12 protein-coding genes are annotated in these 13,553 nt (G+C 68.0%); all 12 read left to right on the top strand.

The window, feature by feature from the left end:
- Positions 1 to 4 precede the first annotated feature (4 nt).
- The 12 genes from HV766_RS25740 to HV766_RS25685 all read left to right on the top strand — a co-directional run bounded on the left by HV766_RS25740 (position 5) and on the right by HV766_RS25685 (position 13,487).
- Positions 5 to 1,537 (top strand): class I adenylate-forming enzyme family protein, encoded by a 1,533-nt coding sequence (locus HV766_RS25740; protein ID WP_175182078.1) that lies wholly within the window; start codon positions 5 to 7, stop codon positions 1,535 to 1,537.
- Complete coding sequence (locus HV766_RS25735) at positions 1,534 to 2,718, top strand: lipid-transfer protein (protein ID WP_054451223.1); 1,185 nt, start codon at positions 1,534 to 1,536, stop codon at positions 2,716 to 2,718. Before HV766_RS25740 ends, HV766_RS25735 begins: the two co-directional genes overlap by 4 nt.
- Before the next feature lie 10 nt (positions 2,719 to 2,728).
- Complete coding sequence (locus HV766_RS25730) at positions 2,729 to 3,172, top strand: MaoC family dehydratase N-terminal domain-containing protein (protein ID WP_125471084.1); 444 nt, start codon at positions 2,729 to 2,731, stop codon at positions 3,170 to 3,172.
- Positions 3,173 to 3,181: 9 nt separating this feature from the next.
- Complete coding sequence (locus tag HV766_RS25725) at positions 3,182 to 3,601, top strand: MaoC family dehydratase (RefSeq protein ID WP_175182077.1); 420 nt, start codon at positions 3,182 to 3,184, stop codon at positions 3,599 to 3,601.
- Positions 3,602 to 3,620: 19 nt separating this feature from the next.
- The gene (locus HV766_RS25720; protein WP_054451226.1) at positions 3,621 to 4,445 is read left to right on the top strand and encodes an SDR family NAD(P)-dependent oxidoreductase; all 825 of its coding nucleotides are present in this window, start codon (positions 3,621 to 3,623) and stop codon (positions 4,443 to 4,445) included.
- 14 nt (positions 4,446 to 4,459) lie between these two features.
- Positions 4,460 to 5,614, top strand: a complete 1,155-nt coding sequence (locus HV766_RS25715) for an acyl-CoA dehydrogenase family protein (RefSeq protein WP_175182076.1) — start codon at positions 4,460 to 4,462, stop codon at positions 5,612 to 5,614.
- Positions 5,615 to 5,654: 40 nt separating this feature from the next.
- Positions 5,655 to 7,316 carry a long-chain fatty acid--CoA ligase gene (locus tag HV766_RS25710; RefSeq protein ID WP_054451228.1) on the top strand — a complete coding sequence of 554 codons (1,662 nt, stop codon included), beginning with the start codon at positions 5,655 to 5,657 and terminating at the stop codon, positions 7,314 to 7,316.
- Between the two features lie 361 nt (positions 7,317 to 7,677).
- Positions 7,678 to 8,193, top strand: a complete 516-nt coding sequence (locus HV766_RS25705) for a sigma-70 family RNA polymerase sigma factor (RefSeq protein WP_054451229.1) — start codon at positions 7,678 to 7,680, stop codon at positions 8,191 to 8,193.
- Positions 8,190 to 9,146: a FecR domain-containing protein gene (locus HV766_RS25700; RefSeq protein WP_175182075.1), complete on the top strand. Its 957-nt coding sequence runs from the start codon at positions 8,190 to 8,192 to the stop codon at positions 9,144 to 9,146. The genes HV766_RS25705 and HV766_RS25700 overlap by 4 nt, the downstream gene beginning before the upstream one ends.
- An 86-nt stretch (positions 9,147 to 9,232) precedes the next feature.
- Positions 9,233 to 11,725, top strand: coding sequence for a TonB-dependent siderophore receptor (locus tag HV766_RS25695; RefSeq protein ID WP_175182074.1), 2,493 nt, complete (start codon positions 9,233 to 9,235; stop codon positions 11,723 to 11,725).
- Positions 11,719 to 11,994, top strand: a complete 276-nt coding sequence (locus HV766_RS25690) for a hypothetical protein (RefSeq protein ID WP_054451232.1) — start codon at positions 11,719 to 11,721, stop codon at positions 11,992 to 11,994. The genes HV766_RS25695 and HV766_RS25690 overlap by 7 nt, the downstream gene beginning before the upstream one ends.
- Positions 11,991 to 13,487 (top strand): PepSY-associated TM helix domain-containing protein, encoded by a 1,497-nt coding sequence (locus tag HV766_RS25685; protein WP_175182073.1) that lies wholly within the window; start codon positions 11,991 to 11,993, stop codon positions 13,485 to 13,487. The genes HV766_RS25690 and HV766_RS25685 overlap by 4 nt, the downstream gene beginning before the upstream one ends.
- Positions 13,488 to 13,553: the final 66 nt, after the last annotated feature.

Here is a 13,553-nt window from a genome sequence, read left to right as displayed (position 1 = left end):
CACCATGTATCTGACACAAGGCCTGCATCGTGCAGGCCGGCTGCACCCCGGCAAGATCGCGCTGTGCGAAGACGCACGGCGCTGGACCTACGCGGCGCTGATCGATTGGACCGCGCGCAAGGCCGCCGTGCTGCGCGGCCATGGCGTGCTGCCGGGCGATCGCGTAGCGTTCTGGGGCGCGAACGGCGCGGACTATGTGTCGTGGATCCTGGCGTGCTGGTGGCTGGGGGCGGCCGTGCTGCCTTTGAACACGCGCTGGAGCTGCCCGGAGCTTGCGCAGGCACTGGCCGACTGCAGTCCGCGCCTGCTGTTGGTGGACGAGACCATGGCCCCGCGCATGGCCGATGTGGACGTTCCTGCCAGCACGCAGCCGCTGTCCGCCGACGTGCTGGAAGCGCACGCCGCCGCGGCCGCGCCGCTGGACGATGTCCGTGCGGGCGGCGACGCGCTGGCCGCGATCCTCTTTACCGGCGGCACGACCGGCGCGCCCAAGGGCGCCATGCTGACGCACGCGAACCTCTGGAGCGCTGCGGTGGCCAGGATGGCTACGGTCCCCACGCCGCCCGACAGCCGCACCCTGCTGGTCGCGCCGCTATTCCATGTTGCCGGATTGGGTCGATTGATCGGACAGTTTGTCGCGGGCGCATCGGTGGCGGTCCAGCGCGGCTTCCAGCCCCGCGCGGTGTTGCAGGCCCTGCAGGACGACGGCGTAACCGAAGTGCTGCTGGTGCCCAGCATGATCCAGATGCTGCTGGACGAACCCGGATTCGCGCAGTACCGGCTGGACGGCGTGCGGCGCGTGATCTGGGGCGCCTCGCCGATTTCCCGGGCGTTGCTTGACCGGGCGCTGGCGGCCTTTCCGCAAGCAGAGTTCGTGCATGCCTACGGCATGACCGAAACCGCCGCCACCGTCGCTATCAATGCAGACGTGCGCCAGGGCGGCGCGCGCACCGACTCGGCGGGACGGCCTGCGGTAGGCGTGGAGACGCGCATTCTCGCGCCCGATGGCAGCGAGGCGGCGCCCGGCGCCGTTGGCGAGCTGTCGGTGCGCGGGCCCATGGTGATGCAGGGTTACTGGAACCGGCCTGAAGAAACGCGTCGCGCGTTCGACGGGGACTGGTTGCTGACGGGCGACGCAGCCCGCCAGGACGAGGATGGATACCTGTACATCGTCGACCGCCTCAAGGACATGATCGTCAGTGGCGGCGAAAACGTTTACGGCGCTGAAGTGGAAGGCGTGCTGGCCCGCCACGCGCTGGTGGCGCGCTGCGCGGTCATCGGCGTGGCGCACGCGCGTTGGGGCGAGGCTGTGCACGCGGTAATCGTGCCGCATCCAGGCATGGCCGCCGACGCCGACGCCCTGGACAGGCATTGCCGCCTGCAGCTTGCCGCCTACAAATGTCCCAAGACCTACGAGTTCCTCAGCGAATTGCCCATGTCGGCCGCCGGCAAGGTGCTGAAGTCCGTGCTGAGACAAGACCATGAATCCAGGCGCGCGGCCGTCGCCGCGCCCGCTCATCAGGAGAGTCAGACATGAATCGGAAAGTATGGGTTGCAGGGGTCGGCATGATTCCTTTCAGCAAGCCCGGCGCCAGCGAGGCATATACCGTGATGGGCGCGAGCGCCGTGCGCCAGGCCCTGCGGGACGCGGGGCTGCAATACGACGCGGTCCAGCAGGCCTACGCCGGCTATGTCTACGGCGATTCGACCGCTGGCCAGGCGGTGGTCTACGGCGTGGGGCTGAGCGGCATTCCGGTGTTCAACGTCAACAACAATTGCGCAAGCGGTTCGTCGGCCCTGTTTCTGGCGCGGCAGGCGGTGGAAAGCGGGGCGGTGGAGTGCGCCCTGGCGGTGGGCTTCGAACAGATGGTGCCTGGCGCGCTGAAAGGCGTGTACGAGGACCGCCCGTCGCCACTGCAGGACTTCGTCCTGGCGATGAGCGAAATGCAGGGCTATGACACGGCCAAGCCGCGCGCCGCCCAGTTCTTCGGCGGCGCGGGCCGCGACTACATGAAGGAGCACGGCATCGGCGCCGACGTCTTCGCCCGCATCGCGGTCAAGGCGCGCCAGCATGCCGCGCGCAATCCTTACGCCGTGTTCCGCCAGCCGGTCACGCTGGACGAGGTGCTGTCCGCGCCCATGATCTTCGATCCGCTGACGCGCCTGCAATGCTGCCCGCCGACCTGCGGCGCGGCGGCCGCCATCCTGTGTTCGGACGAGTTCGCGCGCCGCCACGGCCTGGCGCCCGCCGTCAGCATTGCCGCGCAGGCCATGACGACGGACACGCCGTCCACCTTCGGCGCTGGCGACATGCGCAAAGTGGTGGGCTTTGACATGACGCGGGCCGCAGCCGACCAAGTTTATGAGGCCGCCGGTATCGGCCCTGACGACGTGGACGTGGTCGAGCTGCACGACTGCTTCACCGCCAACGAGCTGATCACCTACGAAGGCCTGCGCCTGACGCCCGAGGGCAGCGCCGAGAAGTTCATCCTGGAAGGCGACAACACCTACGGCGGCAAGGTCGTGACCAATCCATCCGGCGGCTTGCTGTCCAAGGGCCATCCGCTGGGCGCAACCGGCTTGGCGCAGTGCACCGAGCTGGTGTGGCAACTGCGAGGCCAGGCGGACTTGCGCCAGGTCGAAGGCGCCAGGCTGGCGCTGCAGCACAACCTGGGACTGGGCGGCGCCTGCGTGGTGACGCTGTACCAGGCGGCCTGAGGAGAACGCAATGCTCGATACCAGCCATATCGGCGCCGCCTTGCCGGCGTTCAACGCGACCGTGGAGGCAGGCCGCCTGCGCTTCTTCGCGAAGGCCACCGGCCAGGACGACCCGGTCTACACCGACGAAGCCGCCGCGCGAGCAGCCGGCTACCCGGGACTGCCGGTGCCGCCGACCTTCTTCTTCTGCCTGGAAATGGACAGCCCCCGGCCCGCAGCCATGCGTGAACTGCTGGGCATAGACATAGCGCGGGTGCTGCACGGCGAACAGGGGTTCGTCTACCACGCCATGGCGCATGCCGGCGACGAATTGCGCTTTGAACCGCGCATCGCCGACATCTACGCCAAGAAGGGCGGCGCGCTGGAGTTCGTCGTGCGCGAAACCCGGGTGACCGACGCCGCGGGGCGCCTGGTCGCCGAACTGCGCGCGACGACCGTCGTGCGTAACGCCTAGGAGACAGGAATGACTGCGGCCATGAATCATGACGCCAGGGCCGGCGACGAGCTGCCCGGTTTTACCGCGGGGCCGATCAGCCGATTGGGGCTGGCGCTGTATTGCGGTGCCTCGGGCGACCACAACGCGATACACGTGGACCTGGATTTCGCGCGAGCCGCCGGCATGGACGACGTCTTCGCCCACGGCATGTTGTCGGCTGCCTATCTGGCCCGGCTGCTGACGAACTGGGCGCCGCAATCGGCGTTGCGCGAGTACGCCGTGCGCTTCGTGGCGATCACGCACGTGGGTGACGAGGTCCGCTGTTCCGGCAGCGTGGTGGAACGCTTTGAAGCGCAGGGAGAAGCCCGCTTGCGGGTGGAGCTGCATGCGCGCAGCCAGACCGGCGAACTGCGCCTGAGCGGCGTGGCAGTGCTGGCAATTCAGTAGCCCAGGAAAGGAGAGAACGATGGGTACATTGGAAGGCAAGGTCGCGCTGGTTTCGGGCGCGGGACGCGGCATCGGGCAGGAGATTGCGCTGAAGCTGGCGCGCGAAGGCGCCAACGTGGTGGTGAACGATCTGGACGCGGGGCCTGCGGAAGAAACCGTGGCGCTGATCCGCAAGGCGGGCGGCCAGGCGCAGGCCTGCGCGGGCAGCGTGATCGAAGCGGGCTTTGCCGAACGTTTCGTCGGCACCGCCGTGGACACCTATGGCGGCCTGGACATCATCGTCAACAATGCCGGCTACACCTGGGACAACGTGATCCAGAAGATGACGGACGAACAATGGGACGCGATCCTGGCGGTGCACCTGTCCGCGCCGTTCCGCATCCTGCGGGCGGCCTCCAGCTTCATCCGGGTCGCGGCCAAGGCCGAAGCGGAACAGGGCAGGGAAGTGTTCCGCAAGGTCGTGAACATCTCGTCGACTTCCGGAGTCATGGGCAATGCCGGCCAGGCCAACTACTCGGCCGCCAAGGCCGGCATCAACGGGCTGACGCGCGCATTGGCCAAGGAATGGGGCCGCTACAAGGTAAACGTCAATAGCGTGGCCTTCGGGCTGATCAAGACGCGCCTGACCGAAGCGCCGGCCGACGGTGATGCCACGCTGGATATCGAAGGCCGGCAGATCAAGGTGGGCGTCAATCCGCAAGTGCTGAAGAACGCCGAAAGCCTGATCCCCATCGGCCGCGCCGGCACGCCGGCGGAAGCCGCAGGTGCGGTGTACCTTTTCTGCCTGCCCGAGTCCAACTACGTCAGCGGCCAGGTCCTGGTCGTCGGCGGCGGCCGTCCTTGAAAGGGGAAAGCGCTATGGACACGCCACGGCAAGGCTGGATGGATGCGGACCTGACGCTGTTCCAGGATTCGACGCGCCGCCTCTTCGAAAAGGAGTTCGTGCCCGACGAAGAGCGCTGGCGCAAGCAGCAGCACGCGGACCGCGAGGTCTGGAACAAGGCGGGCCGGTTGGGCCTGCTGTGCGTGAGCATGCCCGAGGCCTATGGCGGGGGCGGAGGCAACTTCGCGCACGAAGCCATCGTGGCGGCGGAGCAGGCGCGCGCCATGGTGCACGGCTTCAGCAACAACGTGCACAGCGCCATCCTGGCGCATTACATACTGAACTACGGCACGGAAGAGCAGAAGCGGCGGTGGCTGCCACGCATGGCCACGGGCGAACTGGTGGGCGCCATCGCCATGAGTGAGCCGGGAGCCGGGTCCGACCTGAAGAGCGTGCGCACCACCGCCGTCAAGCAGGGCGAGCAGTATGTCCTCAATGGCTCCAAGACCTTCATCACCAACGGCTTGCACGCGGACCTGGTCTGCGTGGTCGCCAAGACCGATCCCCAGGCGGGGGCCAGGGGTGTGTCGCTGATCATGGTGGAAACGCAGGACCTGCCGGGCTTCAGGCGCGGGCGGTTGCTGGAGAAGCTGGGTCAGAAAAGCCTGGACACGGCGGAGCTGTTCTTCGATGGCGCGCGCGTGGGCGAGGACTGCCTGCTGGGTGGCGTCGAGGGCCGCGGCTTCGCCCAGCTCATGCAGCAGCTGCCGCGCGAACGGCTGCTGATCGCGGTGGGCGCCGTGGCCACCATGCGTCGCGCCATCGAGGAAACCCTGGCCTACGCGAGCACCCGGCAGGTCTTCGGCCAGGCGCTCATCGAACTCCAGAACACGCGCTTCAAGCTGGCCGAGTGCGAGACAGTCGCCACCATTGCGGCGCGTTTCGTCGACGATTGCATCGAGCGCCAGCTGGCGGGCACGCTGGACCTGTCCACGGCGGCCATGGCCAAGTGGTGGACCACGCAGATGAACTGCCAGGTGATCGACGAATGCCTGCAATTGCACGGCGGCTACGGCTACATGCTTGAATACCCGATAGCCAGGCTGTACGCGGATGCGCGGGTCGGCAAGATCTACGGCGGCTCCAACGAGATCATGAAGGAAATCATCGCGCGCGCCATGACCGCCTGAGGCGCATGGCGGACAGTCAGAACAACGATGAGGAGACAAGATGCACCAAGCGCATTATCGGTACTGGCCCAAGGGGCTGCCGAAGGAGATCAGCCCGCCGCAGTCCAGCCTGTACTTCAACCTGGAGGCGTCCGCCACGCGCTATCCGGGCAAGGCCGCCATCGTGTTCTACGACACCGTGCTGGACTACGCGCGGCTCAAGCGCGAGGTCGACGCCATGGCCGGCTACCTGCAGCACAGCGCGGGCGTGAAGGCAGGCGACCGCGTCCTGTTGCTGAGCCAGAACTGTCCGCAGTTTGTCATCGCGTACTACGCGATCCTGCGCGCCGAGGCGGTGGTGGTGCCGGTCAATGCCATGAGCACGCCGGACGAATTGGCGCATTACCTGGCGGACAGCGGTGCCCGCGTGGCCTTCGCGGCCCAGGAACTGTGCGCGCGGCTGGACGGCTTCGCCGCTGACGGACGCCTGGAGCGTGTCATCGTCCACACCTATTCGGATTATTTGCAGGGACCGGCTCCTGATGCGCCCGAATGGGTCGCCGCGCCCAGGCGCGCACCCGATGTGCGCGGCGGCGTGCCCTGGTACGGCGCGCTGGCGGTCAACGCACAGCCGTTGCCGCACCGGGCCGGGGCGAAGGACCTCTGCCTGCTGCCTTATACCTCGGGCACCACTGGCCGGCCCAAGGGCTGCCGCCATACCCACGGCACCATGAATGCATCCCTGGCCGGTTCGCAGCTATGGCGCGGCCTCACCTCCGAAGCGGTCATCATGGGCGTGGCGCCGATGTTCCATCTGCTGGGCATGCAGAGCTGCATGAATACGCCAATCCTGCTGGGCGCCACGGTGGTGGTACTGCCGCGCTGGGACCGCGAAGTGGCCGGGAGGCTGATGGCGCGTCATCGCGTCAGTGTCTGGGCCGCGCCGCCCGCGATGGTCGTGGATTTCTTCGCGCAACCCGGCATCGAAAAGCTGGACCTGTCCAGCCTGGCGCAGCTATGCGGCGGCGGAGCCCCCATGCCCGAGGCGGTCGCTGCCATGTTGGCCAGCCGCTACGGCATCACCTACAACGAGGCCTATGGGCTGACGGAAACCGCCTCGTTCCTGCACTGCAATCCGCTGGACCGCAACAAGCGCCAATGCATAGGCGTCCCCACCTTCGGCGTGGACACGCGGATCGTGGATCCGGCCACGCTGGTTGAACTGCCCCAGGGCGACACCGGCGAACTCGTCACGCGCGGCGCGCAGGTCATGCTGGGGTACTGGAACAATCCGCAGGCCGATGAGGAAGCCTTTTTCATGCTGGACGGGCAGCGCTATTTCCGCACCGGCGATTTGGGCCGCGTGGACGAAGACGGCTATTTCTACGTGACCGATCGCCTGAAGCGCATGATCAACGCATCTGGCTACAAGGTCTGGCCGGCGGAGGTCGAGAACGCGCTGTACGAGCATCCGGCAGTCCACGAGGCCTGCGTGATCGGAGTGCCGGATGCCTGCCGCGGCGAAACGGTGAAGGCTCTGCTGGTGTTGCGCGACGAGGCGCGCGGCAGCGTGCGCGAAGAAGAGGTGATCGCCTGGGCGCGGACGCGCATGGCTGCCTACAAGGCGCCGCGCATCGTGGAGTTCGTGGAGGTTTTACCTAAGTCCAGCACGGGCAAGATCCTGTGGCGGCAACTGCAGGAGGAGGGCAAGACGGCGGCCTAGCTCGGCGTGTCCGGCAGCTCAGGGGCCGGCGGTGGACTCCCAGCCTTGCTCCGCCAGCCCTTTGAGCTGGCGGCCAATCTCCACGGGAAGGGGAAGACGATGGTCGAGCTGTTCTGCGCGCCTGCCATGGCCAGCGTGCTCAGACAGTGCAGCTGTACCGTTTCCGGTTGTTGCGCAGCACGACCGCCCCCGCACCCTGTTCATGCGCTGTGGCCAGGCCGCGGGTGACGTAGTCCGCCGTAGCGGGGCCAACGATGCCGTATTCAGAAACCTGCGCGGGCAGGAGATTGCGGGTGAGTCGGTTTGTGACGATAATTGCGATTAATTCCCATTATCGAAGTAATCCGACCACGTCCTCGCCATGTCTCCCCCCGACCCGACTTCCGCCGTCGCCGTGCAGCGCATCTACGACGCGCATCACGGCTGGCTGTTCGGCTGGCTGCGCCGGCGGCTGGGCAACAGCGCCGACGCCGCCGACCTGGCCCAGGACACGTTTGTCGGGTTGCTGAGCAGCTATCGCCGGCGCGCCATGCCGGAGTTGCAGGAGCCGCGCGCCTACCTGACCACCATCGCCAAGCGCTTGATGGTGGACCTGTACCGGCGCCATGCGCTGGAGCAGGCCTACCTCGACGCCCTCGCGGCCATGCCGGCGCGGCATGCGCCGTCGGAAGAGCAGCGCCTGATGGTGCTGCAGACGCTGCGCGAGGTGGACGCCTTGCTGGCGGCCCTGCCGGACAAGGCCCGGATCGCATTCCTGCTGTCGCAACTCGACGGCCTGACGTACGAGCAGATCGGCGTCGAGATGGGGGTGAGCGTGCGCACGGTCAAGCGCTACATGGCCGAGGCCTTCAAGCATTGCATCCTGGCGGCGTCATGACGGCAGCGACGGACGCCATCGATCCGAAGATCGCGGGCGAAGCCGCGGATTGGCTGGTGCGGTTGCATTCGGGGCGCTTCTCCGATGCGGACAAGCTGGCCTGTGAGCGTTGGCGCCAACGCAGCCCCGAGCACGACCGCGCCTGGACCCGGGCGCAGGCTGTCCTGGCCAAGTTCGGCGGCTTGCCGCCGGGGCTGGGGCGGGCCGCCATGAACGCGGACGCGACGCGGCGCGCGGGTCTGCGGGTGCTGGCGGGGCTGATCGTGGGGGTGCCGGCGGGCTGGCTGGCATGGCGCACGGCGCCCTGGCAAAGCTGGACGGCGGACTACGCCACCAGCAGTGGCGAACGCCGGCAGTTCCAGCTGCCGGACGGCAGCGTGCTGGCGCTCAATACCGCCTCGGCGGTGGACCTGGACTATTCGGCGGAACAACGTCTGGTGCTGCTGCGGGAGGGCGAAATCCTGCTGCGTTCGGCCCATGCGGCGCCGCCGGACGCTCGGCCGCTGCGGGTGCGCACCGCCGAAGGCAGCGTGCAGGCCTTGGGCACGTACTTCGGCGTGCGGCAACTGGATGCGCGCAGCCGGGTCGCGGTGATCGAAGGGCAGGTTCGGCTGCAGCCGCGTGCGGCGGCGGCGGGCGTCGTGCTGGCGGCAGGGCAATGCGCCGAGTTTTCGGACCGTGAAGTCCTGGCGCCTCGCGCCTATGTCCATCCGCCGCAAGCCTGGCTGGATGGCGTGCTTTATGCGGACGACATGAGGCTGGCCGACTTCCTGAAGGAGCTGGCGCGCTATCGCCCGGGCCTGTTGCGCTGCGATCCGGCGGTGGCCGATCTGCGCATCTCGGGCGGGTTCCAGGTGGATGACACCGATGCGGTGCTGCTGGCGGTGTCGCGCAGCCTGCCGGTGCGGGTGGTTTCGCGCAGCCGCTACTGGGTCAGCGTGGTGCCGGCCTGACCGTGGCGCGCGGATTTTTGGCCCCTTTTTTCGCTTCGTCCGACAAGTCCATATAGCACCTTCGCTCGTACTTCGTCGGGATCAGCATGCTTTCAAGCAAGAACAACGCGGCCAGGTCAGCTTGCCGCACGAACCGCCGCGCCGCCGCTGGCGCGCTCTGCGCGGCACTGGTGGCAGTGGCGCCGGCCATCCACGCGCAGCCGGCTGCGAATACGTCCGGCGCAGCCGTCCAGGCACGGTTCGAGATTCCGGCGGGCCCGCTGGGACCGGCGCTGTCGGCCTTCGCCGGGGTGGCTCGCATCAATCTTTCGTTCGACCCGGCGCTGGCCGAAGGCTTGCGCACGGCCGGGCTGCAAGGCGCATGGACGGTCGAGGCGGGGCTGGCCAAATTGCTGGCGGGCACGCTGTTGGCGGCGCGGCGCGATGGCGCCAATGTCTACACGCTGAGGCGCGTGCCCAACGAGCCGGCAGCAGTGCTGCCGGCGGTGCGGGTGGAGGGCACGGACGAGTCGGCCTACGGACCCGTAGCCGGCATCGTGGCGCAGCGCAGCGCCAGCGGCACCAAGACCGACACGCCCATCCTGGAAATCCCGCAGACGGTGAACGTGGTCACGCGCGACGAGATAACGATGCGAGGCGCGCGCAGCATCGTCGAGGCGCTGGCCTACACGCCGGGCGCCTATTCGCCGGGCGGCAGCGCCGATCTGCGCTACGACAACATCTACCTGCGCGGCGGCCACGCCGCGCGCAACAACCTGGACGGCGCCCGGCTGCCATTTGGCGCATACAGCTTCGGCATGCTGCAGATCGAGCCCTACGGGCTGGAGCGGGTGGAAGTGCTGAAAGGGCCGTCCTCGGTGCTGTACGGCCAGAATACGCCCGGCGGCCTCATCAATATGGTCAGCAAGCTGCCGACGCCGGCGCCCCAGCGCGAGATCGAGTTGCAGACCGGGAGCTATGGCCGGATCCAGGCTGCCGCCGATTTGAGCGGCCCGATGGACCAGGACGGACAGTGGAGCTATCGCCTGGTCGCATTGCAGCGCGATGCGGCCCAGTCCGCCCATTACTCGGAAGAGGACCGGACCTTCGTCGCTCCGGCATTGACGTGGCGGCCGTCGGCGGCCACCTCGCTGACCTTGCTGGGCTTCTATCAAAAGGACCACCAGGTGCCCATGTACGGCAATCTGCCGGCGGCAGGCACGCTTTACTCCAATCCCAACGGCCGCATTCCCCGCGACCGCTATACCGGCGAACCCGGCTGGGATACCTATGACCGGGAGCAGTACTCGGCGGGCTATCTGTTTTCGCACCAGTTCAACGACACCTGGACCGTCAGGCAGCAACTGCGCTACAGCCACATGCGGGGCGAGGCGCGCACCACCGTGGGCTATATGCTCAATCCGGTGGACATGCGCACCTGGTCGCGTTCGATGTCGCAGGGCAAGGGCACCGGGGCGACGCTGAATGTGGATACCCAGGCCGTCGCGCGCTTCAACACCGGCCAGGTCGGGCACGAGTTCCTGGCTGGCTTCGACTATCTGGACATGCGCGACACCTACCAGTTCGCCAACGTCATCGCCGGCGTGCCGCCGCTGGACCTCTACGATCCGGTGTATGGGCGGCCCCGGCCGGGCCTCTCGGACCTGATTCCCCGCATCGATTCGCGCCAGCGCACCGAACAGTCCGGCGTCTACGCGCAGGACCAGATCTCGTACGGCAACTGGCTGCTGACGCTGGGCGGCCGCTACGACATGGCGCGCAGCACGACCCGCAATCTGCTGACGTCCGGCAAGGTCGCGCAGAACGATTCGGCCTTTACCGGCAGGGCGGGCCTGACCTACATGCTGGAAAGCGGCCTGGCGCCCTATGTGGCGTACTCGACGTCCTTCGCGCCCACGGGAGGCACCGACTACGAGAGCAACCCCTTCCAGCCGACCAAGGGCCGGCAGATCGAGGCGGGATTGAAGTACCAGCCGCCGGGCAGCGACAGCATGGTGACGCTGTCGGCCTATCAATTGACGCAAACCAACGTGCTGACCAGCGATACCACGCAGGGCCGTCCGCCGGGCTTCCAGCTGCAGGCGGGCGAGGTCCGCTCGCGCGGGATCGAACTGGAAGGCAAGGCCAGCCTCGCGCGCGGCTGGGACGTGATCGCCTCGTACTCCTACGTCGACGCCGTGGTGACCAAGAGTTCCAACGTCGACATCGTCGATGGCGCGCCGCAGTCGCGGCAGGGCAAGAAGCAGTACTACGCGCCGGCGCACCAAGCCGCGGCATGGCTGGCATACAAGGTGCAGGAGGGGCCGCTGCAGGGTCTGGGACTGGGAGCGGGCGTGCGCTACATCGGCGCCGACTGGGGCGATGCGGCCAACACCTTGCGCATTCCGGCGGTGACGCTGGTCGATGCCGCCCTGTCCTACGACCTGGGCCGGATGCAGCCCGCGATGCGGGGCATGACGCTGTCGCTGAACGCCAGCAACCTGTTCGACCGCACGTATGTGGGCACTTGCGTGACCACCACGTCGTGCACCTACGGCGCCGGGCGGCTGGTGTTGGCCACGCTGCGGTACGCATGGTGAGGCCGCACGGCAATTGGCGCGGCGTGACGGCGCGCGCGGGCGCGGCCACGCTGGGCGCGTATGCGCTGGTTTGGGCCGCTGTGGCAGCGGCGGCGCGACTGCCGCTGCCGCCTGCCGACGCCATCCTCTATCCGGCCTTGGCCGCCATTCCCGCGCACGTGGGCCTCGCGATATGGGCTTTCGCGGCCCGCAGCGTGGGCCGCGTGTGGCTGATCATTGCCGCAGGCTGCGCGGGCTGCTGGGCCATGGCGTGGGGAGCGGCGGCATGAACGCCTATCCGGAAGGAAGCCTGCGCCAGCGCATGGCCTGGCTGCATACCTGGGTCGGCCTGTTGTTCGGCTGGCTGGCGTTTGCAGTGTTCCTGACGGGCGCGCTCAGTGTCTACGCGCCTGAAATCAGCCTCTGGATGAAGCCGGAGAGTTCCGCGGCTGGTCGAGCGGACCAGCCGTCAACCCTGGAGCGCGCGCAAGACTGGCTGGCGCGCAATGCCGCGGCGGCGGCTTCCTGGCGCATCGAGCTGCCGGATGCGCGCCGTTCCCTGCTGGGGCTGTCATGGGAGGATGAAAAGGGCGGCGGCGCCGTGCTGCTCGATCCGGCCAGCGGGCGCGAGATCGTGCCGCGTGACACCGAGGGCGGCGACTTCCTGGTCGAGTTCCACTACAGCCTGCATGCTGGCCAGGCCGGCATCTGGGTGGTCGGCGCCTGTACCCTGGCGCTGCTGGCGGCGCTGGTTTCCGGCGTCATTGTGCACCGGCGCTTCTTCGCGGATTTCTTCCTGTTCAGGCCGCGTGCTTCGCCCGGCCGCGCGTGGCTCGATGCGCACAACGTCCTGTCGGTGCTGCCGCTGCCGTTTCATTGCATGATCCTGCTCACCGCCTTGAGCACGCTGTTGCTGGGCTATCTGCCCGCAGGCGTGCAAAGCCGCTATGGCGGCGACGTGGCGGCGATGGTGGCGGACGTGTTTCCGCAGCCGCCGGCCAGTTCGCCGCGCAGCGGTGCGAGCGCAATGCTGCCGCTGGCCGCCCTGGCGCAGCGCGCCGAGGCGGAACTGGGCGCGGGCAAGATCGCCGCGATCACGGTCAGGCAGCCTGGCACTCAAGGCGCGCTTGCGGATGTCTGGCGCCGGTACGATGACCGCCTGCTGGCCTTTCCCGACCGCGTCAGCCTGGATGCGGCGACGGGCCGGGTCGTCGATGCGCAAACCGCCTATCCTGGATCCTTGCAACTGATCCGGACGCTCGGAGGGCTGCACTATGGCTACTACGCCGCGCCGCTGCTGCGCGCGCTGTACTTCCTGCTGGCCCTGTCAGGCGCCGCCATGATCGCGACGGGACTGGTCCTGTACGCGGCGCGGCCGGCGGCGGCCGCCTCCCGCTTCGGCCGCGCTGCGCACCGGTTGAATGTGGCGATGATCTGCGGCCCGACGTGCGCCTGCGCCGCGTACCTGCTGGCCAATCGCCTGGCCTGGCCACATGCGGCGGGGTTGCATGAACGCGAGGTGACGGCTTTCTTTCTGGCATGGATGGTTTGCGGCGTGCATGCCTTGGTGCGAGGCGAGCGCCGCTTGCGGACGGAGCAATGGCGGGCGGCGGCGCTGCTATGGCTGGCCGTGGCTTCTGCCGATATGCTGGCGATGGCGTTCGACGAGAGCCTGAGGTCGGCTTGGGCACGGCCGCTGCATCTTGCGGTCTGGGTGGCAAGCATCGCCGCCGCCTGCGTCTTCGGCTACATGGCGCATCGCGCCAGCAAGCGCCGGGAGTAAGATCGGCCGCATGGCTTGCAAGCGGACCTGAACCGCTTGCGCTATAAGCCGTGAAGTCGACGATGA

Origin of the sequence: Achromobacter aegrifaciens (assembly GCF_902859735.1) — a bacterium.
GTDB classification, from domain to species: Bacteria; Pseudomonadota; Gammaproteobacteria; order Burkholderiales; family Burkholderiaceae_B; genus Achromobacter; species Achromobacter aegrifaciens.
This window is presented reverse-complemented; position numbering and strand designations above follow the sequence as displayed.